Consider the following 23,651-nt stretch of genomic DNA (forward strand, 5'->3'; position numbering starts at 1 on the left):
TCATGAGCAGGCCCAGGCATCCGGTTCTTGGCATTCTGGGGCTCAGCGGCCTGCTGGTGCTCACAGGCTGCTTCGGCCCTCCCTCCCCGACGCCCACGGGCAGTTCCGCCGCCCCCGCCCCCACCGCGAGTGCTTCCGGCACCACGGGTCCAAGCACGACGGCGACGCCCACCACTGCGCCCACCACAACTGCGGCGGCCAGCACCCCAGCCGCGCCCACCACCAGCGCCGCCGCGCCGCCGTCGTCCGCCCCTGCCAGCCCTCCTGCGACGGAGGAACCGCAACCCACCGGGCTGCCGGAACAAACGGGACCGCTGACGGTGTACTACATCGGCGCCGGATACGGCGGTCCCGGCCCCACGACTGGGTGCGGTGACAGCGTGGTTCCCATCACCACGGCACCTGTCCGGTTCACGGACCAGGTGCGGCCGAGCATCGAGGCATTGCTCGCCAACAAGAACTACACGCTCGGCGAATCGGGTTACGTGAACACGCTGTACCAGTCGAACCTGACGTATGTGGCCGGTGAACTGACCGGCAGCACCATTACTATCTGGCTGACCGGGCAGTTCATGCTGGGCGGCGTGTGCGACATCCCCCGCGCCAAGGCACAGCTGGAATACACGGCGATGGCCGCCTCCGGGGCTACCAGCGCGCAGGTGTTCGTCAACGGCCGCCCCCTCGACGAGGTGTTGAGCCTGAAGTAGGGGGCTTGGGGGTTTCGACAGGCTCAACCACCGTGCGCCGGGGCTTTGTGCCCTACCTGCCGTTCGAATCCGCAGCCTAGCCTGAAGGCAGCAGCGGCACCCTGCCGCCTGCCAGCACCCGGGAGGCCCACGGTGAAATCGGCCAACGCGAGCATCATCGCCGGCATCGTCCTGATGATGCTCGGTGTCCTGCTGATGCTGGACCGGGTTGGCGTCCTCGAAAGCGGTGCGATCGTTGCGCCGCTGGTGTTCGCCGCTGCCGGTGCCCTGTTTCTGTCCGTCTTCGTCCGGCGCCGGGAGCACTGGTGGGCGGCCATCCCCGGTTCCGTCTTCCTTGGCCTCGCCGCGGTGATCACCTCCGCCGAGCTGACTGGCAGCGGCGCGTCCGCGGGTTTCCTGTTCCTCTTCATGGGTGCCGGCTTCGCCGCCGTCTACGCCCGCGTCCCGGCCAACTGGTGGGCCATCATCCCGGCCGGTGTGATGCTGACCCTGGCCGTGATTGTGGCCCTGCCTCCGGCGTTCCAGGGCACACCTGTTGCCGCCGTCCTGTTCCTGGGCCTGGCGGCCACCTTCGGCGTGCTGGCCCTGGTTCCGGTCCGCCCCGACGATGGCACCGGCACGGGCACTTCAGGGGGTGGCCATCTCAAATGGCCGCTGATCCCGGCGGGGGTCCTCGCGGTACTCGGCGTGATCATGGCCATCCGGTCTTCGGAGCTCCTGATCCCTCTGGACTTTGCCGTTCCTGCCGTGATGATCGCGGCCGGGATTGCGCTGGTGGTGTACGCGTTCCTGGCCCGGACCGGCAAGCACAGCAAGGTCCACGGCCCCGGCCAGCCGCCAAGCGGGCTGACCGGGCCGCGAGGCAAACCCGGCTAGTTGGAACGCGACGCCAGGTGTTCCGCCACGTATTCGGCGTCCGGGCCCACGCCGGGCAGGGTCGCCGAGATGTGCTTGGTGAGCCAGGGGAGGCCGACGGCGTACAGGCCCGGGTGCTCCGTCACGCCGCGCAGGTGGCGGGGGTAGTTCCACTCATCCAGGAGGGCAAGGGACGGATCCAGCATGCTGAAATCCAACCCATAGCCGGTGCACCAAACCACTGACGTGATGCCCTCCGCCGCCAGGTCCAGCCGGGCGCCGGACTCGGACGGCAGCCAATCATCCGGATCCGGGATTTCGGGTGGCGGGGCGTCGATGCCGGCAGCTTTGATGTACGCGTCTGACAGGCGGCCCAGCCGCTGGCCGAACCCAGCCTCCACCAGCGTGAGGCGCTCGGCGAGGTCGTCCGTGAAGACGGGATCGCCGTCGTGCATTCCCTCGAAGCGGCCGTGCAGCCGGACGCCCCTGCGGCCCAGGGAACGCAAGCGGATGCTGCGCCCGCCGCCGTTGCCGGACAGCAACGGGTTGCACATGAACCGGCCCGCGGGGGATGGGAGCTGGTCCACTTGCAGGGCGTTGATGCCATACTCCGGCCCGTGCACGTTCACCTGCATGATCCAGTGGAAAACGTCCTTGCCGCGGTACCGCCGGGGCGCCTCCGGGCAGGACGAGACGGACAGGTGCACCGTGCGGCCGGCGTCCAGCAGGTCCTCGGTGATCTGCCCGCCCGACTGCCCGGTCCCCACCACCAGCACCGCGCCGTCCGGCAGCTGGGCGGGGTTGCGGTAGCCGTGGCTGTGCAGCTGCAACACGTCCGGCGAGATTCCGACGGCGGCCGGCGGGATCCGCGGCCGCTGGAACGCCCCGCTGGCCAGCACCACGTTCCGGGCGGCCCAGGTGCCGCGGTCCGTTTCCACCGTGAACCCGCCATCCGCGGGGGTAATCCGGGTGACAGCAGTATCCAGCTCCACCGGCGCCGCAATGTCCTCCGCGTAGTTCCGAAACCAGCCGATGGTGGCGTCCCGCGGCTGGAACCCGTCAGGCTCGGACCCGGCGTAGGCCTTGCCGGGCAGGTCCAGGGAGAAGTTGGGGGTGTTCAGGTAGAAGGAATCCCACCGGTCCTGCCACGCCCCGCCCAGCGCCGGACGCCGTTCCAGCAGCCGGTGCTCCACCCCTTGCTGGCTGAGCCAGTAACTGGTGGCCAGCCCGGCCTGCCCGGCACCCACTATTACTGTGTTGGTTTCCTGCCGGGAGGCTGCGGGCGAGGGCATGGCTACTTCGCGGCTGCCCGCGGGGTGCCGGACCGTGGCGCCCGGGCCTTGGGTTCCTTGGGCTGCTTGGGCGGCAGCGTGGCGATGTAGCCCAGGGCTTTTTCGGCCCAGGCCCTGGCACGGGTGTCGTCGCCGTCGCCCTCTTCGTTCCAGATCTCCGGCAGCCCGGTGTACCCGCCCATCGGCCGTTCCGCTGGGCCGAAAGGTACGGTCCGCTCGGAGGATTCCAGCATGCCCCGGTCCTCGTCCGAGAGTTTCACGCCGATGGTGGATCCGAACAGGCCCGCGAACATGTTGCCGTTGACGAACGCCCCCAGGTTGCCGAACATCGGCTTCACCACAACGTCGGGATGGTCCGGCACCACACGCCGGAACCGTTCTTTGTCCTGCTCCGAAGCTTTGGGCATCTCCATGGGTGTCATCTCCCGGGGAAGTGGACTGGATCTGGATGCAGGATATGCCTATTCGCTGGTGCGGTCGAGGGTCCGCCGGTAGTGGCCGGGCCTGACCGCGGCCTGGTATTCAGGTGTGCCTATGTCCGCAGAAAAGACGCCCCTGAGCAGGTCAAATATCCATCGGCGGTGCTATACCTAACCTAGGGCAACTAATTTTGATGCGGTCCGGGGGAGCTGCGGGAACCCGGGATGTGCCGGGGGTGGGAGGCGAGGGTGCCGGATACGCCAGCCACCGCCCCGCGCCGGTTCCTGACCCTTGGCCTCGCCTCATTCGCCATCCTCTTCCTTGCCGGCTGCGGCGGTGGCGTCAGTGAATCTGTTTCCACCGCCGCGAAGGACAGCTCGTCCGCCGTGGCCACCGCCCGCCTGGCCCTGAAGCAGGACATGGACGGCAAGCTGACCCGCGCCGCCACCGCCACCACGCTGGAGGACGCCCTCAAAGAGGTCGAAACCAGCCGCAGCACGGTGCAGAAACTCTCGCCCGCCACCCAGGCGGACCGCGATACCCAGCGGCAGGCACTCGACGTCCTGGACCAGTGCGCGGCGGGTTTCTTCACGGCACGCGCCGCTGTATCCGCGGACGACGGCGGGGCCGCGCCTTCCACGGCAGACGGTGACCGGGCGCTCGCCGCCGCGCAGGACGCCCTCGAGCAGCTCAGCAAAAAGGTGGGGTCCCGGTGAAGCGGCTACTCGGCGTCGCGCTCGGTGTCCTCACTGCCATTGGCGGGTTCGTGGACATCGGGGACCTGGTGACCAACGCCGTGGTGGGCTCGCGCTTTGGCCTGTCCCTGGTGTGGGTGGTGGCCGTGGGGGTGCTGGGGATCTGCCTGTTCGCCAACATGTCCGGGCGTGTGGCGGCGGCGTCCGGCCGTGCCACGTTCGAGGTGATCCGTGAACGGCTGGGGCCACGGGCCGGGCTTGCCAACCTGTCGGCGTCGTTTTTGATCAACCTCATGACTGTGACGGCCGAGATCGGCGGCGTGGCCCTGGCGCTGCAGCTGGCCAGCAGCGTGCACTACCTGCTGTGGATCCTGGTGGCGGCGGTGGCCGTGTGGCTGGTGATCTGGCGGGTGAAGTTCTCCATCATGGAAAACGTCACCGGCCTGCTGGGGCTGACCCTCATCGTGTTTGCGGTGGCGCTGTTCCTGCTCAAGCCGGACTGGGGTGTCCTCGCCGGGCAGGCCCTGGCGCCGGCCGTGCCGGCGGAAGAAACCGCGCCCACGTACTGGTACTTCGCCATCGCCCTGTTCGGCGCGGCCATGACCCCCTATGAGGTGTTCTTCTTTTCCTCCGGCGCTGTGGAGGAAGGGTGGACGGTGAAGGACCTGGTCCAGTCCCGGATCAATGTCCTGGTTGGCTTCCCGCTCGGCGGCCTGCTGTCCGTGGCCATCGCCGGGTGCGCCGCCGTAGTCCTGCTTCCGGCCGGTATCTCCGTCACCTCGCTGTCCCAGGTGATCCTGCCCGTGGCCGAAGGCGCCGGAAAGCTCGGACTGGCTTTCGTCCTGGTGGGCGTGGTGGCCGCGACCTTCGGCGCCGCGCTGGAGACCACGCTCTCCAGCGGCTACACCCTCGCCCAGTTCTTCGGCTGGTCCTGGGGCAAGTTCCGCAGGCCGGCCCAGGCAGCCCGGTTCCACCTGGCCATGATCATCTGCATGCTGGTGGGCATTGGCGTGCTGGCCACCGGGGTGGATCCGGTGCTGGTGACAGAATATTCCGTGGTGTTTTCAGCCATCGCCCTGCCGCTGACGTACCTGCCCATCCTCATCGTCTCCAACGATCCGCAGTACATGGGTAAACACGTCAACGGGCGAGCCGTGAATGTTCTTGCCATGGTTTACCTGGTGATCATCCTGGTGGCCTCCGTGGCGGCCATACCCCTGATGATCGTGACGGGAGCAGGAGCATGACATCCCCGGGCCTGGTCCCGTTGCCGCCCGTGCCGGGCCGGATCCTGGACGCGCAGCTGCACCTGCTGGACCGGCAGGTGCTGGACCACGACGGCGTCCCGGTCACCACCGTGGACGACCTCGAGCTGAGCGGGCCGGACATCGGCGCGGAGATTCCGCAGGGCACCCCGGCGCCGGTGCTCGACGCCCTGCTGACCGGGCCGGTGCTGGGCACCCGCATCTTCGGCGGCAGGCCGCCGCAGTCCCGGCTGATCCGGATCCCCTGGAAGGATGTGGCGGACGTCGGCGTGGTGGTGCGGCTCGGCGTCGGCGGCGAGGGGCTGGACGCCAGCTGGGTGGAGCGGTGGGTGCGTGACAGGATCATCGCCCGCATCCCGGGAGGCCGCCATGATCCTCGGTGACCTGCTGGGCATACCGGTCCTGGACTCCGACGGCGGCCGGTTGGGGAAGGCAGCCGATGTCCGCTTCGTGCTGGACGGCGCCCCGCACCAGCTGATGTCCGAGGCGCGGATGCTGGGGATCGTGGTCAGCCCGCACAGCGCGGCGTCCTTCCTGGGCTACGAGCGGACCAACCTCACGCAACCCTGGCCGCTGGCGTACCTGCTGCAGTGGCGGCACCGGGGCTCCTTCCTGGTGCTGTGGGAAGACATCGCGCTGATAAGGAAGGACGCTGTGCGGCTCCGGCCCGGTTTCACCCGCTACAGCCCTGCGCTGGAGGACCTTGACCAGGGGCATTAGGCAGGCTGCCGCTGCCGTGGTTAGGCTGCGCCGGAAACTCCTGTAGTGTGGTACATGTTGTTGTGTTTATGCAGTTGGTAGTTCAGGCAGTACGCACGGTCGAAAGTCCGTGTTCTTCTGAAGTAGCGGTTTTTGAACACCCCACGCCGGAGGGCCCGAAAGTCGGGACGTTCCCTCCACCTTCACGAAGGACAAAAATAATGGCTACTGGTACCGTCAAATGGTTTAACGCTGAAAAGGGCTTCGGCTTCATCTCCCCGGACGACTCCTCACAGGACGTTTTCGCGCACTACTCCGCGATCAACTCCAACGGCTTCCGCTCCCTCGAAGAGAACCAGAAGGTTTCCTTCGACACCGAGCAGGGCCCCAAGGGTCCCCAGGCTACCAACATCCAGGCTCTCTAATTTCCTAGAGTTCCGGGACCGTTAGGTTTCATAAAGCAGGGCTTGCCTTCGGGCAGGCCCTGCTTTTGCTTAACCCGGGTGTGCCACTCAGCTTCCGGCATCCCGGCCGGCAACGGCCGGCATCAGCCCGGGTGCCGCTCGGCCAGGAACGCCGTCAGGGCAGGGTTGTCGATTTCCCTGGCCAGCCAGAGGACGGCCTCCGCGGCGGCTTCGTCCCCGAGCAGGGCACGGTGGGACTGGCCGCGCACCACGAACTCCCGCATCCCGCTGCGGCTGGCCAACTCGCCCAGCCGGTCCACGAAGCCGGCTGCGCGGGGTGACCGGATGGCGATGGCGACTTCCGCGGCCGTGTCCAGCAGCCTTGCCGAATACCAGAGGTACCAGGGCTTTGGCTCCAGGCCACGGTCGATCCAGTGTTCAGCAGCTGCGAGGTCGCCGTGCTTTGCGAACAGCCGTGCTTCGGCCCCGGCCGCCAGGGCCATGTAACAGTGGTCGCCCGCCAGCTCCGCCATTACCCAGGCCCGGTCGATAAATGCGGCCGCCTGCTCCATCTCCCCGGCGGCAAGGTACGTTTCCCCGCGGACCCCCGCGACGAACGGCTCGAACGCCGTCCAGTGCTCCTCCGCGATCCAGGCCAGGGCCCGGTCCAGGACAGCCCCCGCAAGCTCCAGTTCGCCGCGGAGCAGGTGCACCCGACCCAGAAGGGCCGCACTGAACGCCTGCTGCCGCCGGTTGCCCACTGCTTTGGCAAGATTCCCGGACTCCGTAAGAGCCGCTGAGGCTGCCCCGTACCGCGCAGTGTCCGAGGCCAGCATGCCCTGGATGGCCAGGATCCGCGCCTGTTCGTCGGGAAAGCCGCCCGCCGCCTGCATCGCCTGGTCCAGCCACCCGGCGGCCCGGTCCGGCACGCCCCGCTGAACGGACAGGTAGCCCAGCTCGCGGTAGGCCGCAGCGGCGGTCCGGGAGGCGCCGTCGGGCCCCTCCGCCTGGAGCGCCCGGTGCAGGAGGTCCGCCACCTCGGCGCCCCGGCCGCCCGCCTGGTGGATCAGCGCCCCGGACAGCGTCACCAGCGACTCGGCCACGAGGTGGCTGTTGCCCGTATGCTGCGCCAGACTGACCGCAAGCCGCAGCTGCTCCAGCCCCCGGTCCACGGACCCGGCCCACAGCGACGCCCCGCCCGCATCCAGGTAGGACCGCACGGTTGCCGCAGTGGCCGGCGTGCCGGGATCGGGCTCGGGATCTGCGTCGAACAACGCACGGCGGACTTCCGCCGGCAGCGGCAGTCCCAGTTCCTGCCGGTAGAGGTTGCCGCAGTGGACGGCGTGCGCGCGGGCCTTGCGGTATTCGCCTGCGGCAATGAGCGCCTTCACCAGGACGGCGTTGCAGTCTGCATGGAACGGATCCCGCTCCAGGGCAAGGGCTGCCAGTTCGGCGGCGTCCCCGGCGGCGTCCGATGCCAGCGCTGCCAGGGCAGCCTCGTACAGCAGCGATTGGACCACGTTGTCCAGGCGGTAGCGCTGGTCCGCGAGCCAGGAATCGAACACCGGGGAATCCGTGAAGGCCAGGCCCTCCAGCAACTGACCGGTGAAGCGGCGCGGGTCCGTGCCCGGACCGGTGGCGGGATCCATCGCGTCCAGTGCATCGCAGCGCCACGGCGGCAGCAGGTCCAGCCGCAGCGGATCGCCCGCTACGGTCACACCGTCAAGGGCCCGCCGCAGCTCCGACAGGTTCCAGCGCAATGCCCCCAGCGGGTCTGCAGCATCCGGAAACAGCAGGGCAGCAGTGCGTGACCGGCCGGTGCCGTCGGCCTGCAGCGCAAGGTAGGCCAGCAACGCCCAGGCCTTGCGGCCCCGGGGCTGCGGGGGAGTACTGCCGGGGGACTCGATCGCGGGCGGACCGAGGAGCCGAACCCAGTTCTCGGCCATAGGGCTCATGGTACGCCGCGGGGTTGGCGGCGTCAGCGGCCCTCACACGGTTGCTCACACGGCCGCCGAACACACTGAAATCGCCCTATCCGCACACTCACCAGAAAGCACCAACCATGGAACTGCTCGGCCTCCTGCTTTTCGTTCTTTGGGTTCTCATCGCAACCATCTGCACCATCCTGGCTGACGGCCGTGGACACACCCCGGACATCCGTTCGGGATCGCCATGGTCCGCAGGAAACCTCCCCAGCGAGCCCTACGCGTCACTGCGCATGTAGGCGACGCTCACGTCATTAGGGCTCACACCATGAGGGCGCACTGACAGGACGTACGACGGCGGGACCCGGCACGGTTGCCGGGTCCCGCCGTCGGCTTATAACCGGCCCTTACCCGCATAACCGGTGCTGGCCGTCAACGGTTATGCGGGGCGTGGACGGTTAAGCGGATTGGCGCAGGGGAAAAAAGTGCCTCGCGGGCGGCGCGGAAGGTCAGAGGCCCCGCAACTCGATGGGCGGCGCGCTCATGGGTCCGCCGCACTGTTCCGAACCGCCCACCCGCGTCCACGTCAGCTCGACATTCTGCGAAACCAGCACCGTTCCGTCTGCCGTGAGGGCACTGACCGTGGCGTTCCGGGGAGTGCGCATGTCCACGTTGACCTCCCACACGGCGTTATCGGTTTTCGTAGCGAAATATGGCGCGGACGTGACAGGAGCGGGTGGCTCTGCTTCCGGCGAAAACGTGGGCTCGATGGTGCGCGCCGGGCCCGGGGCGCCCATCTCCGGGGCAAGCCGGGAGCACGTGGTTTCGTCGCACAGCCGAACCTCGCCGACGACGGCAAAGTTTCCTTCAAGGGCCACGGTCACGGTATTGCTGTAACCAATGGCGGAGCATGAATACGTCATGCAGCCGGTCAGGGGGATCACTCCCGCCGCGGCCGCGGCGAGTGTACCCAGGATCCCCCAACCCGATTTCATGGTCTCAGCGTAGCCCCATGGCCTCGCGGACCTCATCGAGAATGTGGTGCATGGCGCGCTCCGCGGTAGCGGTATCGCCGCCCGCCACCGCAGCCGCCACATCCTCATGTGCCTGCAATGCCTCATTGCGCGGCTTGAACGGCATGAGCCCCTGCTGGGTGCGGCTGGTCAGGACCTCTGCCACCATGCCTTCCAGCGCCCGGAACATTTCGTTGCCGCAGCTGCGCAGCAGGAGCTGGTGGAATTCGATGTCCGCCGCCAGGAAGTTCTGGAGGTCGCCGGCCTCGCCCAGCCGCCGCAAATCGCGGCTCAGGGCCAGGAGTTGGGCACGTTCGTCGGCACTGGCCCGCCGCGCTGCCCCGGCTGCGGCTATGGGTTCGACGGCGATGCGCAGCTCGGTCAGGCTGCTGTACTGGACCTCGCGGCGGTCCGAGGCGAGGCGCCACCGGACCAGTTTGGGATCGAAAACGTTCCAGTGCTCGCGTTCCTGCACAACGATTCCCACCCGGCGCCGCGAGTACACCAGGTTCATGGACTCCAGGACCTTCATGGTGTCCCGGGCAACGGTCCGCGAAATTTTGTACTCCTGCTGCAGCCCTTCCAGCGTGAGCCGGCTGCCCGGCGGAAGCTTGGCGGACGCTATGGCTATGCCCACCGCCTCGAGGACGCGCTCGTGCATCGCTCCGGACGTGCCGCCGTCGTGCGCGTCCGTCTCTTCAACTGTCGCCGTTGACATTCTTTGCCGCCTCTCTCTGCGCCGCAGCGCACCTCCAGAATACCGGCGAAAGTCGCAAAGGTATGACTTGTGACACTGAAAGATAGTATTTATAGCTCTGAAAGGTGATACCTTATGGCGTAGCCCACGCCAACTGGGCACCGCAGGGAGCTTCTTCGAAAGCCAACGACGTCTTCTCCGGAGGTACAAACATGCAGTATCCACCCACGCACCTCGTGGTGATGGGCGTTGCCGGGTCCGGCAAATCCACCCTCGCCGCCGCCCTCTCCCACACGCTGGGCTGGGCCTGCGCCGAGGCGGACGAGTTTCACCCGGCCGCCAACATCGCCAAGATGAGCCAGGGCATTCCCCTCCAGGACGACGACCGCTGGCCCTGGCTCGGCGAGATCAGGGACTGGATGACCGGTAAATCCCGGGACGGCCTGAGCACCGTCCTCACCTGCTCCGCCCTGAAGCAGAGCTACCGCCGCCTCCTGTCCGAAGCCGGCGGACGCGTGATCTTCCTGCACCTCGACGGCGGAGCGGACCTGATCGGCCAGCGCATGCAGGGCCGCGAAGGCCACTTCATGCCACCCACGCTGCTGCCCAGCCAGCTGGCCACGCTGGAGCCCTTGAGCCAGGAAGAGCTCGACGCCGGCAGCCTCCGCCTCGACATCTCCCGCTCACCGGAGGAACTGGTCGCCGCCGTCGTTCAAGCCCTTGGCCTTGACGCGGACCAGGCGCCCCGCGCTTCCTAAGCACCCCCGAATCCCCAACCAGAAGTACTGTTTCAAAGGAGAACCATGACCATCGAAGGATGGACCCAGACGCTGGGAGCAGGCCCCCTGCTGCTCATCGCCGCAGCCGCGATCCTCGCCCTGCTGTTCCTGATCATCAAGCTGCGCGTGCACGCCCTGATCGCCCTGATCCTCGTCAGCCTCGCCACCGCCTTTGCCACCGGCATCCCCGCCAACAAGGTGGTGCCGGTCCTCATTGACGGTTTCGGCACCACGCTGGGAACGGTAGCGCTTCTGGTGGGCCTCGGCGCGATGCTGGGACGCATCGTCGAAACCAGCGGCGGCGCCAAGGTCCTGGCCGACTACCTGATCGGCATCTTCGGCGAGAAGCGCGCCCCCTTCGCGCTGGGCCTCGCCTCGCTGATCTTTGGCTTCCCGATCTTCTTCGACGCCGGCCTCGTGGTCATGCTGCCGGTCGTGTTCGCAGTGGCCCACCGCCTGGGCGGCGGCGTGCTCCGCTACGGCCTGCCTGCCGCCGGTGCGTTCTCAGTGATGCACATCTTCCTGCCGCCGCACCCGGGCCCGGTTTCCGCTGCCGCGTTCTTCGAAGCCAACATCGGGCTGGTCACCGTCGCCGGCCTGATCGTTGCCATCCCCACCTGGTACGTCACCACCTACCTCTACGGCCTGTACACCGGCAAGAAGCTGGTCCTGCCGGTGCCGGAAATCCTGGGCCACGCCTCCGCCGAAGCCGAGTCCCACCCGCCGCGCTTCCGCACCATCATCGGCCTGCTGCTCCTGCCGCTGGTCCTGATCTTCGTCAACACCGGCCTGAACACCTTGGCCTCCTCTGGCGTACTGGCCGCGGGCACCAAGGACCAGCAGTGGTTCCAGATCCTGCGCACCCTCGGTGAAACCCCGGTGGCCCTGCTGATCGCCGTGCTCGTGGCACTGTTCGTCCTGGGCGCCCGGCGCGGCAAGGACGCCGGCGCGCTGGAGAAGCTGTTGGAGTCCTCGCTCGGACCCGTCTGCTCCGTCATCCTGATCACCGGCGCCGGCGGCATGTTCGGCGGCGTGCTGCGCACCTCCGGCATCGGCAAGGCCTTGGCTGACGTACTGGGCGGCCTGGGCATCCCGCTGATCCTGGCCGGCTTCCTGATCTCCGCCATCCTCCGCATTGCGCAGGGTTCCGCCACCGTGGCACTCACCACTACGGCGGGCCTGATCGCTCCGGCAGTGGCCGCAGGCGGGCTGAACGGCATGCAGGTGGCCGCCATGGTCATCGCCGTGGCCGCCGGTTCAGTAGTGGTCTCGCACGTGAACGACTCCGGCTTCTGGCTGGTGGGCCGCTTCTTCGGCATGGACGTCAAGACCACGCTGAAGACCTGGACCGTGATGGAAACCCTGATCGGTGTCATGGGCTTCGCCATCGCCGCGGTCATCTTCCTGGTGGCCGGGCTGGCGGGTTAGCGCCCGCCCAACCACGTAGCGCCAGCTGCCGTTCCGGAGGCTCGGAACGGCAGTTGGCGCGGCGTACTTTCGCGGCGGCGGGGCGGCTGGTGGGAACACCGGCCGCCCCGCCGTCGTTGTTCCCCCTATGTGCGCCTGTCCGATCCACAGAGGACAGGGCGCAGCCGCTTCGAGCAAAGGACACCCCTTGACCCAACGCACCATTGTGATCACCGGCGCCAGCGACGGCATCGGCGCAGCAGCCGCCCGGACCCTGGCCAAGGGAGGCGACCGGGTGGTGGCGGTGGGGCGGTCCGCCGAGAAGACCCGTGCGCTGGCCAAGGAGATCGACGCCGACTACTTTGTCGCCGACTTCGCCGACCTCGCACAGGTCCGTACCATCGCGGCGCAGCTGAAGTCCGACTACCCGCGCATCGACGTCCTGGCCAACAACGCCGGCGGCATCATGGGCAAGCGCACCCTGACCGTCGACGGCAACGAAGCCACGTTCCAGATCAACCACCTGGCGCCCTTCCTGCTCACCACGCTGCTGCTGGACACCCTGGCGGCCAGCAACGCCAAGGTCATCAACACTTCCAGCGCCGCCAACGGCTTCGGCAAGCTGGACCTCTTCGACCTGACCGCCGAGCACAGCTACTCCGTCAACCGCGCCTACGGCACCGGCAAGCTCGCCAACATCCTCTTCACGTCCGAGCTGCACCGCCGCTTCCACGAGCGCGGAATTACGACGGCGGCGTTCCACCCCGGCGTGGTCCGCACCAACTTCGCGGCGGAGTCAGCGAGTCCGATGCGTCACGCGTACAAGACCATCCTGAACCGCTTCATGCTCACCCCGGACCAGGGCGCCGACACCATGCTGTGGCTCATCAATGGCACCGCCGGCACCGACTGGATTTCCGGCGCCTACTATGCCAAGCGTGCCCTGGCCAAGGCGAACAAGCAGGCCTACGACGCCGTCCTGGCCCGCGAACTGTGGGACAAGAGCGAAGAGCTGGTCAAGCCCGCCTAACTACTCGCAGCCGAAACCGTCACCGTCCCGGTCCAGACCGTAAATATCGCTGCCGATAACCTGTACCGGCCCCCTTACGTAGGCGGGACCGTTGCCGCTTCCCCCGGCGCAGTCGACGTCCGAGGCGATAGGCACGCATCCTGAATAGTTCGGGTCACAACCGGTTCCGGCGGCAGGAGCGACGGGAACGGCTCTAGGTGCTGGCGCTGCTGCCGCCCTTGCAGCGGCTTCGGCCGCAGCCTGTGCTGCGGCGGCGTCTTGTGCGGCCTTGGCTTCCGCGGCTTGGCGCGCCGCTTCCTGCGCGGCAGCATCGGCTGCCGCTTTGTCCGCTGCTGCCTTATCGGCAGCTGCTTTGTCTGCAGCTGCCTTATCCGCTGCTGCCTTGTCTGCGGCAGCCTTGGCACCAGCAGCGGCCGCCAGTTTCTCCTTCACATTCCGCGACTTGGAGGCCTCAAGCCACACGACGGCACCGGCCTCGTCCTTTGTGCAGATATACGTGGTGCCGCCAGCGGACTTCTGGCTGTCTACGCTCGCACACGCAGTTCCGGAGATGGGCGTGACGGTTGCTGTGGGCGAGGCCGCAGCCGTGCTGGTGGGTTCGTCTGCCGTCGCCGCGCTGAGCGAGGCGGGGGATCCGCCGCAGCCGGTCAGGAGGAGCACGACGGCGGCCGCGGTCGCCGCGGCAACACCGTTCTTGGTGCCGTGCCTCCGGGCGCTGCGGCCGGGACCCGTCTCGGCTTTCGGGTCTGCGGCGCGCGACCGATAAGAGTGCTTCCGTGTATTCATTTGTGCCCCCATTGACGTGTTCCGGATGCGAAGTGCACGGCCAGCGTAGCCACGGCGCAGGGGAGGAAAGCTGGCCCTGCGCCAACCTTGATCAATTCCTTGGGGAATCCTGCCTGGCGGCTCAGTGTTGCCGGGCCAGCGCCTCGCCGATCATCTTGACGCCCTGGGGATACGCGGCCGGGTTCGGGCCGGAGTAGTTGAGCCGGACGAACGGGCCGGCAGGTTCCGCCGGGAACCAATCCGTTCCGGCGGCGATGATCACCCCGTTATCTTCGCAGTCGCGCGTGAGCCGGGGCAGGTCCGTGCCGTCGGGCATCCGCAGCCACAGGTTCAGCCCGCCCTTGGGCAGCAGCTCAATGTGGGCGTCCGGCACGTGCTCCCGGACGCTGGTCACCAGCAGGTCCCGGCGGGACTGCAGCTGCTGTCGCAGGCTCCGTAGGTGGGTCTGCCAGCCCGGCTGCGTGACCACGTCCAGGGCCGCGGCCTGCAGCAGTCCGCTGACGTACATCGACTCCGCCGCCCGGTGCGCCAGGATCCGTTCCCGGGCCGGACCGCGCGCAACAACAGCGGCGATCCGGACCGACGTGGACACGCTCTTGGTCAGCGACCGGATGTAGATGACATGCCCGGAATCGTCCTGCGTCGCCAGCGGCACCGGCGTTGAGGTGATGCCGAAGTCATGGGCCCAGTCGTCCTCGATGACGAACGCCCCGTGTGCGCGGACCACCTCCAGGACCTCGCCGCCCCGCCCGGGCGCCCACTGCGCGCCGCTGGGGTTGGCGTAGTTGGGCTGGGCGTAGAACGCGCGCGCCCCGGTTTCCTCGAACGCCCTGGCCAGTCCCACCGGGTCCGGCCCCTCCGGCCCGCTGGGTACCGGCACCACCCGCACGCCTGTCTGGGCGGCAGCCAGGATGGCACCCCAGTACGTGGGCGATTCCATCAGCAGCGGCTGGCCGGCCCCCACCAGCGCCCGGAAAATCGAGCTCAGCCCGCTCTGGCTTCCCGGCAGCACGATCACATCGCTCGGCGTTGGGGGAGTGATGCCCACCGGTGTCGCCGCCCCCAGCTCCTGGGCGAACCACTGCTGCAGCTCCGGCATCCCGGCTGCCGGCGGGCGGGACAGTGCGGCGTCACCACGTGCGGCCCTGGCCAGCGCAGCGCGCACCAGGCGTTCGGGCAGCAGTTCACGGTCCGGGTAGCCCGAGTGGAACCAGATGGCGTCGTTGGGCGCCGTGCGCATGGTGGACGACGACGGCAGTACGGACGACGGCGACCCCAGCGCTGCGGTCTGCCAGCCGTAGTCCGCGGGGCGCGCCGTCCGGGCCGCCCGCACGAAGGTTCCCACACCGGGGCGGCTTTCGATGAGCCCCTGCGCCGTCAAGGTTTGCAGCGCCTTCTGCACCGTCACCGGGCTGGCCTGGTACTCGGCCACCAGCGAGCGCGTGGAGGGCAGTTTCGCTCCGGGCGCGGCGGCGGTGATCCACGTTCTGAGTGCCAAGACGATCCGCGAACTGCTATCGTTGTTCATGATAGAACATAGTAGCGCTACTGTGCTTCCGGAGCCAGTGATACTGCCCGTCCGGCACAGCGGCACCGCACCGAGCGGGAAGTCCACCGGCCTCTGGTGGGGACTCCTTGGCGTCGCGGCCTTCTCCTTCACGGTCCCGTTGACCCGGATGGCCGTGGCGGGCCTGTCCCCGCTGTTCATCGGGTCCGGCCGAGCCGTCGTCGCCGGAGTCCTCGCGGCCGCAGCCCTGGCACTCACGCGCCAGCGGCTTCCGCAACCACGCACCTGGGCGAGGCTGGCGCTGGTGGCCGGGGGCGTCGTCGTCGGCTTCCCGTTCCTGACGTCCTACGCGCTCACCGCCGTCCCGGCCGGGCACGGTGCCGTGGTGATCGCCCTCCTGCCCGCCGCTACAGCGACGGCCGCCATCCTGCGGACCCGGGAGCGTCCCCGCCCAGCCTTCTGGGCGGTCATGGCGCTCGGCTCGCTGGCGGCCCTCGCTTTCGCGTTCCTGCAATCGGGCGGGATCGGCCATTTGCACTGGGCGGACCTCCTGCTGCTCGGCGCCGTGGTGTGCGCCGCCATAGGGTACGCCGAGGGCGGCCTGCTGGCCCGCGAACTGGGTTCCTGGCAAACCATCGCCTGGGCGCTGGTCCTCGCGTTCCCGCCCATGCTGGCACTGGCCGTGTTCGATCTCGCCAGCCAGCCGCCGTCGGCCACGCCCGTCCAGTGGGCAGCCTTCGCCTACCTTGCTGTGGTCAGCATGTTCCTCGGCTTCTTTGCCTGGTACCGCGGCCTGGCCATCGGGCCGATGGCGCAGGTCAGCCAGATCCAGCTCCTGCAGCCCGTGCTGAGCATCTGCTGGGCGGCGCTCCTGCTGGGCGAAGCCGTCACCTGGACAACTGCCATCGGCGGCCTGGCCGTCATCCTCTGCGCCGGCGCCGCCGTCCGCGTCCGGCTCAAACCAACCGCCTGACCACCACCCGAAAGGACATCCCCATGTACATTCCCGCCCACTTCGCCGTCGGCCCCGACGCCGTCCAGGCCCTTCTCACCAGCCCCGGCGCGGCCAACCTCATCACCATGACCGACGGCGGCCTGCTGGCCACTTTGCTGCCCGTCGTTTACGAGCCGGACGTGGGGGAGCACGGTGCCCTGCACGCGCACGTAGCCCGGAACAACCCGCAGGCCTGCGCCTCCGTAATCGGTGAGGCACTGGCGATCATCCAGGGACCCGACGCCTACATTTCGCCGTCCTGGTACGCGTCCAAAGCCGAGCACGGCCGAGTGGTTCCCACGTGGAACTACAGCACGGCGCACGTGTATGGCCAGTTGGTTGTCCATGACGACGCCGGCTGGCTGGCACGGCACGTCCGCCGCCTGACGGACCGGCACGAGGGGGAGCGGGAGCACCCGTGGAGCGTTGACGACGCCCCCGAAAAGTTCATTGCCGGGCAGCTGCGCGCCATCGTGGGCATCGAGCTGCTGATCACCCGGATCGAGGCCAAGGAGAAGCTGAGCCAGAACCGGTCCGCAGCCGACGCCTCAGGCGTGGTGGCCGGACTGCGGTCCGGCGGGCAGGAAGCCAGCGCGGCCGCCGTCGAACGCGTCCTCGCCCAGCGGGCACCGGAAAACTAGCCGGCCCGCTCCAGCAGGACCATTACTTCGTAGTGCGTGGTCTGCGGGAACATGTCCAGGACCCGTGCCCGCCGTGCCGTGAAGGAGGGGAGGGCGGCCAGGTCGCGGGCCAGGGACTGGGCATTGCAGCTGGAGTACACCACGTGCCGGACACCGGAGGATTCCAGCCAGCCGCACAGCTCCTTGCCGATGCCCCGGCGCGGCGGGTTCACGATCACCAGCTCCGGTGCCTGCCGTGCCGCCAGGGCGAAGGCGGTGGCGTCCCCGGCCTCGAACTCCATGCCCTGCAGCCCTGCTTCATCGCTGCTGATCCGGGCCGAGACGATGGCCTCGCTGCTGGTTTCGATTCCGGTCACCGTGCGGGACGGGTCGGCGACGTGCAGGGCGAATCCGCCCACGCCGCAGTACAGGTCCCATACTGACGCCGGGGCTAGTTCATTGACCCATTCGCGCCCCTGCCGGTACAGCGCCGCGGCCATTTCGCTGTTGGTCTGGAAGAAGCTCTGCGGGCGCAGGTGCAGGTTGATGTCGTTCACCCGCATGCTCAGCGTGGACTGCTCCGTCAGCAGGATCTCCCGGTCGCCCTCCAGCACCGCCTTATGCTCGGGGTGCAGGTTGATGGACACCACCTTCACCTGCGGCAGGTCGGCCAGCAGGTCCGGGAGGTGCTTCCGGATGCGCGGCACCAGCTGCTCCGAACGGAGGACCAGGCGCAGCATGATTTCGCCGTCGGGGGACTCGGTGACGATCAAGTGCTTGAGTTCGCCGCTCCGGTTGGGCACGTCATAGGGCGTCAGGCGGTGGGTGCGGATGAAGGCGGTCACCACGGGGAACACAGCGCGGAGCCCGGGGGAGCAGACGCCGCATTTGCGCAGGTCGATGCCGTGGCCGTCGGCGTCCAGAATGCCGATGGTGGGGTTCTGGGCCGTCCCGCTGACCACCATTTTGGCCTTGTTCCGGAATGCTGATTCCTGGCTGGCCACGGGCTCCAGCCACTCCAGCGACGTGTGGCCGGAGAGAAGGGTCTGGCAGTGGGCCTGCTTGCCGGCCAGCTGTTCCCCGTAGGGCGTGCCCATCAGGGTGCAGGAGCGGCAGCGGGCGGCATCAAAGTAGGAACAGCGCATGGCCCTCCAATTTTACCTGCTGCCCTTGGGGACGCCCGACGCCGGCACCTGGGGGAGTGCCGCCGTCGAGCGTTCCGTGGGTGGGCGCCGCCGGTTCCCTGGGTCGGTGGAGCCGCCACCGTCGCGGGGCACATTGGGGTCGCTCCCGGGCGCTCAGCCTGTGCAGCCCGGCGTGTCCGTGTCAATGTGCCCCGCGGTGGCGCGCGCTGACTGCCGGCCAAGGCCCAGCATGTAACAGCGTGCAATATAAGCAAGCCCCCATGCCTTTAATGACCGTAAATTCGGCAACCGTGCTACTTTCGGCTCTGTCGGCGTTCACTTCTTCGATCCCCGGGTTCTGCGAAGCGCATCTGCGAAGCACGTGAGCCCGCGGAGCACCCAACACTGCCGCCACCACCCGCACCGATCACCCGCACTGGAGAAACCCGTGGAACCCTCATTGCCTACGCTCGACACCAGGCCGGACCCGGCGCAGCCGGTCAGCTCCGGACTCCGCCGCTCCATGGGGCCGCGGCATCTGGTGATGATCGCCATGGGCGGCGTCATCGGCTCGGGCCTGTTCCTCAGCTCCGGCTACACCATTTCCCAGGCAGGCCCGCTGGGCGCGGTGATCGCCTACCTCATCGGGGCGTTCGTGGTGTTCCTGGTGATGGCCTGCCTGGGTGAACTGGCTATCGCCTACCCCGTGTCCGGGGCGTTCCATATTTACGCGGCCCGCTCCATCGGGCCCGCCACCGGCTTTGCCACCGCCTGGCTCTATTGGCTCTGCTGGGCCGTGGCCATCGGCTCCGAGTTCACAGCGTCCGGCCTGCTCATGCAGCGGTGGTTCCCGGACGTGGCGGTGTGGGTCTGGTGCCTGGTGTTCGCGGCCATCCTCTTCGGCTTCAACGCTGTGTCCGCCCGGTTCTTCGGCGAGTCCGAGTTCTGGTTCGCCATCATCAAGGTGGCCGCCATCATCGGCCTCATCGTCCTGGGCGGTGCGGCCCTGTTCGGCTTCCAACCGCTCGGCGGCGGCGGGGACGGGCACCCGTTCCTGTTCGAAAACTTCGCCACCGAGTCCGGCCTGTTCCCCAACGGCTTCACCGGCGTCCTGGTCACCGTGCTCGCCGTCTTCTACGCCTTCTCCGGCTCCGAACTGATCGGCGTTGCCGCCGGCGAAACCAGGGACCCGGCCACGGCCATCCCCAAGGCCATGCGCACCACCGTCATCCGCCTGCTCATCTTCTTCGTCGGCGCCATCGCCGTCATCGCCGCCACCATCCCGTACACGGAGGTGGGGCTGGACGAGAGCCCGTTCGTGACCGTCTTCTCCGCCATCGGCATCCCGTTCGCGGCCGACATCATGAACTTCGTCATCATCACCGCACTCCTGTCCGCCGGCAACAGCGGCCTGTTCTCGTGCGCCCGCATGCTCTACTCGCTCGCCGACGAAGGCCATGCACCGCGCGCCCTCAAGAAGCTGACCCGCCGCGGCATCCCCCTGGCCGCACTCTCCCTGAGCATGGTGGGCGGCCTGGCATCCCTGATCAGCAGTGTGGTGGCACCCGAGACGGTCTACCTGGTCCTCGTGTCAGTGGCCGGCTTCGCGGTGGTGGGCGTCTGGATGTCCATCACGGCCTCGCACTTCTTCCACCGCCGAGCCTTTATCCGTGGCGGCGGCGATACCTCCACCCTCGCCTACAAGGCGCCGCTGTTCCCGCTGGTCCCCATCCTGGCGTTCACCCTGTGCGTCGTTTCGCTGATCGGCATCGCGCTGGATCCTGCCCAGGCGCCCGCCCTCTACTTCGGTGTGCCGTTCGTTGCCGCCTGCTACCTCTACTTCCACCTTCGGCACGGCCGCAAGAGCGTTCAGGCACGGCGCTAAGCCGGGAACGGACGACGACGGCCGTGCGGCAGGCGCGCCCGGCACCTTCGCCGGCGCGCGCCGTCGTCGTCCCCGGCCTGGGTGCCGAGGCCGCCTGCGGTGACCACGGGGTGGCGATGACAGGCGTCGCACCTCTAAGGCCGTGGAAGAATGGGGCGCGTGACCGGCGGGAGGGGCAGGGAAAGCGTGGATTCATCCGCTGAGGCGTCGTCAATGGCCCAGGGGCTCCGGATTGTCCGGCTGGTGGTGGACCGGGAGAAATCCGGGCGCCCACTCCTGGGTGTATCCCAGCTCGCCGCGGCGTTGTCGATGGACCAGAGCAGGGTTTCGCGGCTTGCCCAGGAACTCTGCGACCTTGGACTGCTCGAACGCCCGGAGCGCGGTCCGTTCCGGGCCGGGCCGGAATACTTCAGCCTGGCCGCGGCCCTCAATACCGGCTGGGTGCTCGCCGCCCGGACCGAACTCGAATCCCTGGTTTCCGTGCTGGGCCTGCGCGCCAGGCTCTCCGTCCGCGACGGCTACCGGGCCATCCTGCTCCGGAACTCCAGCAACGACTCCGTGCCCGGCAGCTTCGTCCAACCCGGCATGGTCAGCCCGGTGTGGTGCACGGGTGCCGGCCGGGCCCTGCTGTGGGACCTGGCCCGGCCGGCCCTGGAGGGGCTGCTGCAGGACGTGAACTTCATTGGCATCGGCGGCCCGGGCGCGGCGCACACCGTCGACGGCGTCTGGGAGCTCATGGCCCGGGACCGCCAGGCCGGAGTGGTTGCCGCCGTCGAGGAATTCGAACACGACGTTGTTGAGCTGGCCGTGCCCGTGCGGGACGGGTCAGGAGAAGTGCGGGCCTCGCTAAGCGTGCTCGGCGGTCCCGGCCTGGCGGAGCGCCGTGACGCGGCGGCCGCCCTGGCTGCCGCCGCCAAAAGGCTTAGCGCTGGGGCCGTGCCCCGCTAGTCCTGCGGCCGGTACCCCAAGCCCGCTTCGAGCCACCGCTCCTGCTGGAGCAGCGCCGCGGCGCAGGCCTCCCGGCGGGGTTCCAGCCGGTCCCTGATCCCCACGATCTGCAGGGCTGCCACCACCTCTCCCTTGAAATCGCGGACCGGGACTGCCAGGGAGTACAGCCCCGGTTCGGCCTCCTGGTCCACTATCGAATAGCCACGCCGGCGGGCCGCTTCCAGCCTGGCCAGGAAGTCTTCCACGCTGTCCGGCGTGTTGGGGCCGTGCCGGACAAAGTCGACGTCCGCGAAGACGGTGCGGACCTCCGCGTCGGAGGCCTCCCAGAGCACTGCCTGCCCGGCGTCGCTGCAGTAGGCGGGGTAGGGCCGGCCAAGCCAGGAGCCCACCAGGTTGCTGCTCGCGGGAACGCTTTCGCCGATGGTCACGGTGCTGTTCCCGTGCAGGATGCCCAGGAAGCAGGCTTCATCAGTTTCGCCGGCGAGCGTGTCCAGGGCAGTGGCGCCGTCAGATTCCAGCCGGCGTGCCGTCAGTTGCTGGGCGTCGGTGAAGACTTCCCAGTCCAGCGCGTACGTGCGGTGGACGGTGCGGGCCAGGAAGCCCTCTTGCTCCGCGCTGCGCAGGTACCGTGAGACCTGGCTGCGGTCCTTGCCCAGGCCGGTGGCGATCTCCGCCACCGTTCCACCCGGATGCTCAGCCGCGTGGCGGGATCCCACAGCCAGCAGGGCCATGATTCCGCGGCCCATGCTGGATGATTTCGACATGGCTCCGAGTGTAGTTGGGGTGTGGTCCCGGCCGGTTCACGCACCCGTAATACCCGGCATGCGCATATATGGATGCGTATAGTGACCATCATGCCTGTAATCCCCACGCTGTCCGCCCTGCTCGACGCCGGGGAATCCCTGACCACCGACGGTGCACTGGCCACGGAACTCGAGGTACGCGGCTGCAACCTGGACGATCCGCTGTGGTCGGCCAAGGTCCTGCTGGAACAGCCGGGCCTGATCCGGGACGTGCACCGGGACTACTTCGCGGCAGGTGCCAGGATCGCCACCACCGCCAGCTACCAGGCCACACCGCAGGGATTCGCGGGCCGCGGAATGACGGAGCAGGAGGCGCTGGACCTCGTGGCCCTGTCCGTGCGGCTGGCTGACGAGGCGCGGCGTGACCATCTGGCCAACCATCCCGAGGCCGGGCCGCTGTTCATCGCGGGTTCCGTGGGGCCCTACGGCGCCTACCTTGCCGACGGCTCGGAGTACCGCGGCGACTACGCCCTGACACCCGCCGAGTTCCGGACCTTCCACCGTCCCCGCCTCGAAGCCCTGGCCCAGGCCGGTGCGGACCTCCTGGCCTGTGAAACGCTGCCCTCCTTTGCCGAAGCACAGGCCCTTGCGGAACTGACCCGGGACCTCGGCGTCGAATCCTGGTTCTCCTTCTCCCTCCGCGACGCCGGGCACATCAGTGACGGCACGCCCCTGGCCGCCGTCGCGGAACTGCTGGACGCGGAGTCCCACGTGGCCGCCGTCGGGGTTAACTGTGTGCCGCTGGCGCTGGTTGCCCCCGCGCTCACGGCCCTGCGCTGTGGCACCAACAAGCCGCTGGCGGCCTACCCGAATTCCGGGGAAACCTACGATGCGGGCACCAAAACCTGGGACGCAGCACCCACAGCCACCACAGCCCCTGCAGCGCTGGTCGACGGCGTGCCTGCCTGGCAGGCCCTCGGCGCCCGGATCATCGGCGGCTGCTGCAGGACCACGCCGGCCGACATCTCCGCCGTCGCGGGGCACATCCACCGCTAAACAGGCGGCCAGAGCGCCATGACGCGGCGTTTCCGTGTCAATGTGTCCCCGGACGGCGGCCACACAGTGCCAGAAGCCGTTCAGCCGGGAGAGCCGGGAGGCCAATGCCCGGGGACGCAGGCAGCCTAGTCGCCCCGGAGCCCGTAGGTGCTGAGCACGTTGCCCTTGCTGGTGCGCTTCTCATCCAGCAGGACCAGCCGGGTGAGGGGATCGCCGTCTTCGAACAGCCGCCTACCGCTGCCTGCAATCACGGGGTGCGTCATGAGCTGCAGCGAATCCAGCAACCCCGCAAACAGCAGCTGCCGGGTCACGGAGATGCTGCCGCACACGGCAATCTCACCGCCGTCGCTCTCCTTCAGCTTCGCCACGAACTCCTCCAGCGGTGCGTCCATCAGCCGGGAGTTCTGCCACTCCAGCGGCTCGCTCAGCGTCCTGGACACCACAAACTTCTCCACCGGGTTGATGAACGCAGCGAAGTCCTGGTCCGCAGACGCGTTGGGCCAGTAGGACGCCCACTCCTCGTAGCTCTTCCGGCCCAGCACCACGGTGTCCACGGAGTTAATCATGGCGGTCAGGCCTTCGCCGAGCTCGGCGTCGAAACTGTCGAACTGGAACTTGAACGGATCCGAAACCACTCCGTCAATGGAGTGGAACAGTCCGGCCGTAACTTTGCGCATGCGGGTCCTCCCGGGTTCGTTGGGTCAAGGAACAACCTATGCGCCGGGCGGTTCCGGCGGAAGACCAAACAGCGCCAAGGCACGTCGGATTGCCGCCAAAAACGGGGACGACGGCGGCGCTCC

Annotated in this window: 26 protein-coding genes; 16 read left to right on the forward strand and 10 right to left on the reverse strand. The window is 68.3% G+C overall.

Annotation, left to right across the window (positions count from 1 at the left end; translation table 11 throughout):
* Window positions 1–2 precede the first annotated feature (2 nt).
* A complete protein-coding gene (locus BLT71_RS07075) occupies window positions 3–707 on the forward strand; it encodes a GerMN domain-containing protein (RefSeq protein WP_056082205.1) in 705 nt (234 codons plus the stop codon).
* A 132-nt stretch (window positions 708–839) separates the two neighbouring features.
* A complete protein-coding gene (locus tag BLT71_RS07080; RefSeq protein WP_091718795.1) occupies window positions 840–1,583 on the forward strand; it encodes a hypothetical protein in 744 nt (247 codons plus the stop codon).
* Here BLT71_RS07080 and BLT71_RS07085 read toward each other — a convergent pair.
* Together BLT71_RS07085 and BLT71_RS07090 are read right to left on the reverse strand one after the other, a co-directional pair.
* Window positions 1,580–2,854 (reverse strand): flavin-containing monooxygenase, encoded by a 1,275-nt coding sequence (locus tag BLT71_RS07085; RefSeq protein WP_091718797.1) that lies wholly within the window; start codon window positions 2,852–2,854, stop codon window positions 1,580–1,582. The two genes, BLT71_RS07080 and BLT71_RS07085, sit on opposite strands and share 4 nt — an antisense overlap.
* A gap of 2 nt (window positions 2,855–2,856) precedes the next feature.
* Entirely contained in the window at window positions 2,857–3,267 is a 411-nt protein-coding gene (locus tag BLT71_RS07090; RefSeq protein WP_091718799.1) for a TfoX/Sxy family protein, read from the reverse strand.
* A 255-nt stretch (window positions 3,268–3,522) separates the two neighbouring features.
* On the opposite strand from BLT71_RS07090, the gene BLT71_RS07095 reads away from it, so the two are divergent.
* The 5 genes from BLT71_RS07095 (at window position 3,523) to BLT71_RS07115 (ending at window position 6,358) form a co-directional block, all read left to right on the forward strand.
* Complete coding sequence (locus BLT71_RS07095) at window positions 3,523–3,990, forward strand: hypothetical protein (RefSeq protein ID WP_091718801.1); 468 nt, start codon at window positions 3,523–3,525, stop codon at window positions 3,988–3,990.
* Window positions 3,987–5,216 carry an Nramp family divalent metal transporter gene (locus BLT71_RS07100; protein WP_091718803.1) on the forward strand — a complete coding sequence of 410 codons (1,230 nt, stop codon included), beginning with the start codon at window positions 3,987–3,989 and terminating at the stop codon, window positions 5,214–5,216. Before BLT71_RS07095 ends, BLT71_RS07100 begins: the two co-directional genes overlap by 4 nt.
* Window positions 5,213–5,617 carry a hypothetical protein gene (locus tag BLT71_RS07105; protein ID WP_091718804.1) on the forward strand — a complete coding sequence of 135 codons (405 nt, stop codon included), beginning with the start codon at window positions 5,213–5,215 and terminating at the stop codon, window positions 5,615–5,617. The genes BLT71_RS07100 and BLT71_RS07105 overlap by 4 nt, the downstream gene beginning before the upstream one ends.
* Window positions 5,604–5,954 (forward strand): hypothetical protein, encoded by a 351-nt coding sequence (locus BLT71_RS07110; protein ID WP_091718806.1) that lies wholly within the window; start codon window positions 5,604–5,606, stop codon window positions 5,952–5,954. The genes BLT71_RS07105 and BLT71_RS07110 overlap by 14 nt, the downstream gene beginning before the upstream one ends.
* Window positions 5,955–6,154: 200 nt before the next feature.
* Window positions 6,155–6,358, forward strand: coding sequence for a cold-shock protein (locus tag BLT71_RS07115; protein ID WP_009372930.1), 204 nt, complete (start codon window positions 6,155–6,157; stop codon window positions 6,356–6,358).
* A gap of 122 nt (window positions 6,359–6,480) precedes the next feature.
* Here the strand turns inward: BLT71_RS07115 and BLT71_RS07120 are convergent, their stop codons facing one another.
* Window positions 6,481–8,283, reverse strand: a complete 1,803-nt coding sequence (locus tag BLT71_RS07120; RefSeq protein ID WP_091718807.1) for an SARP family transcriptional regulator — start codon at window positions 8,281–8,283, stop codon at window positions 6,481–6,483.
* A 116-nt stretch (window positions 8,284–8,399) separates the two neighbouring features.
* Here BLT71_RS07120 and BLT71_RS20555 point away from each other — a divergent pair, with 116 nt between their 5' ends.
* Window positions 8,400–8,561, forward strand: coding sequence for a hypothetical protein (locus BLT71_RS20555; protein WP_172829926.1), 162 nt, complete (start codon window positions 8,400–8,402; stop codon window positions 8,559–8,561).
* A 210-nt stretch (window positions 8,562–8,771) separates the two neighbouring features.
* Here BLT71_RS20555 and BLT71_RS07125 read toward each other — a convergent pair whose 3' ends face one another.
* Together BLT71_RS07125 and BLT71_RS07130 are read right to left on the reverse strand one after the other, a co-directional pair.
* Window positions 8,772–9,257, reverse strand: a complete 486-nt coding sequence (locus BLT71_RS07125) for a hypothetical protein (protein WP_091718809.1) — start codon at window positions 9,255–9,257, stop codon at window positions 8,772–8,774.
* A gap of 4 nt (window positions 9,258–9,261) precedes the next feature.
* Window positions 9,262–9,993, reverse strand: a complete 732-nt coding sequence (locus BLT71_RS07130) for a FadR/GntR family transcriptional regulator (RefSeq protein WP_091718810.1) — start codon at window positions 9,991–9,993, stop codon at window positions 9,262–9,264.
* Between the two features lie 191 nt (window positions 9,994–10,184).
* On the opposite strand from BLT71_RS07130, the gene BLT71_RS07135 reads away from it, so the two are divergent.
* The 3 genes from BLT71_RS07135 to BLT71_RS07145 all read left to right on the forward strand — a co-directional run bounded on the left by BLT71_RS07135 (window position 10,185) and on the right by BLT71_RS07145 (window position 13,188).
* Window positions 10,185–10,730, forward strand: coding sequence for a gluconokinase (locus BLT71_RS07135; protein ID WP_091718812.1), 546 nt, complete (start codon window positions 10,185–10,187; stop codon window positions 10,728–10,730).
* A gap of 45 nt (window positions 10,731–10,775) precedes the next feature.
* Window positions 10,776–12,179 (forward strand): GntP family permease, encoded by a 1,404-nt coding sequence (locus BLT71_RS07140; RefSeq protein WP_091718814.1) that lies wholly within the window; start codon window positions 10,776–10,778, stop codon window positions 12,177–12,179.
* A 187-nt stretch (window positions 12,180–12,366) separates the two neighbouring features.
* Entirely contained in the window at window positions 12,367–13,188 is an 822-nt protein-coding gene (locus BLT71_RS07145) for an SDR family NAD(P)-dependent oxidoreductase (RefSeq protein WP_091718815.1), read from the forward strand.
* On the opposite strand, the gene BLT71_RS07150 is transcribed toward BLT71_RS07145, so the two are convergent.
* Both BLT71_RS07150 and BLT71_RS07155 read right to left on the reverse strand, forming a co-directional pair.
* Window positions 13,189–13,974 carry a hypothetical protein gene (locus tag BLT71_RS07150; RefSeq protein ID WP_091718817.1) on the reverse strand — a complete coding sequence of 262 codons (786 nt, stop codon included), beginning with the start codon at window positions 13,972–13,974 and terminating at the stop codon, window positions 13,189–13,191.
* A 121-nt stretch (window positions 13,975–14,095) separates the two neighbouring features.
* Entirely contained in the window at window positions 14,096–15,502 is a 1,407-nt protein-coding gene (locus tag BLT71_RS07155; RefSeq protein ID WP_091718820.1) for an aminotransferase-like domain-containing protein, read from the reverse strand.
* On the opposite strand from BLT71_RS07155, the gene BLT71_RS07160 reads away from it, so the two are divergent.
* Both BLT71_RS07160 and BLT71_RS07165 read left to right on the forward strand, forming a co-directional pair.
* The gene (locus BLT71_RS07160; RefSeq protein ID WP_231994471.1) at window positions 15,501–16,454 is read left to right on the forward strand and encodes a DMT family transporter; all 954 of its coding nucleotides are present in this window, start codon (window positions 15,501–15,503) and stop codon (window positions 16,452–16,454) included. The two genes, BLT71_RS07155 and BLT71_RS07160, sit on opposite strands and share 2 nt — an antisense overlap.
* Before the next feature lie 23 nt (window positions 16,455–16,477).
* On the forward strand, window positions 16,478–17,116 hold the full coding sequence (locus tag BLT71_RS07165) for an FMN-binding negative transcriptional regulator (protein WP_091718824.1): 639 nt from the start codon (window positions 16,478–16,480) through the stop codon (window positions 17,114–17,116).
* Here the strand turns inward: BLT71_RS07165 and rlmC are convergent.
* The gene (rlmC, locus tag BLT71_RS07170) at window positions 17,113–18,240 is read right to left on the reverse strand and encodes a 23S rRNA (uracil(747)-C(5))-methyltransferase RlmC (protein ID WP_091718826.1); all 1,128 of its coding nucleotides are present in this window, start codon (window positions 18,238–18,240) and stop codon (window positions 17,113–17,115) included. The two genes, BLT71_RS07165 and rlmC, sit on opposite strands and share 4 nt — an antisense overlap.
* Window positions 18,241–18,667: 427 nt before the next feature.
* Between rlmC and BLT71_RS07180 the strand changes: the two genes are divergently transcribed.
* Window positions 18,668–20,104, forward strand: a complete 1,437-nt coding sequence (locus BLT71_RS07180; RefSeq protein WP_091718830.1) for an amino acid permease — start codon at window positions 18,668–18,670, stop codon at window positions 20,102–20,104.
* Between the two features lie 186 nt (window positions 20,105–20,290).
* Window positions 20,291–21,052 (forward strand): IclR family transcriptional regulator, encoded by a 762-nt coding sequence (locus BLT71_RS07185; protein ID WP_091723874.1) that lies wholly within the window; start codon window positions 20,291–20,293, stop codon window positions 21,050–21,052.
* Here BLT71_RS07185 and BLT71_RS07190 read toward each other — a convergent pair.
* Complete coding sequence (locus BLT71_RS07190; protein ID WP_091718832.1) at window positions 21,049–21,816, reverse strand: IclR family transcriptional regulator; 768 nt, start codon at window positions 21,814–21,816, stop codon at window positions 21,049–21,051. The genes BLT71_RS07185 and BLT71_RS07190 overlap by 4 nt on opposite strands.
* A 90-nt stretch (window positions 21,817–21,906) precedes the next feature.
* On the opposite strand from BLT71_RS07190, the gene mmuM reads away from it, so the two are divergent.
* Window positions 21,907–22,851, forward strand: coding sequence for a homocysteine S-methyltransferase (gene mmuM, locus BLT71_RS07195; protein WP_091723875.1), 945 nt, complete (start codon window positions 21,907–21,909; stop codon window positions 22,849–22,851).
* Window positions 22,852–22,976: 125 nt separating this feature from the next.
* Here the strand turns inward: mmuM and BLT71_RS07200 are convergent, their stop codons facing one another.
* Entirely contained in the window at window positions 22,977–23,528 is a 552-nt protein-coding gene (locus BLT71_RS07200) for a dihydrofolate reductase family protein (protein ID WP_091718834.1), read from the reverse strand.
* Between the last annotated feature and the right edge of the window lie 123 nt (window positions 23,529–23,651).

Origin of the sequence: Pseudarthrobacter equi (assembly GCF_900105535.1) — a bacterium.
GTDB classification, from domain to species: domain Bacteria; phylum Actinomycetota; class Actinomycetes; order Actinomycetales; family Micrococcaceae; genus Arthrobacter; species Arthrobacter equi.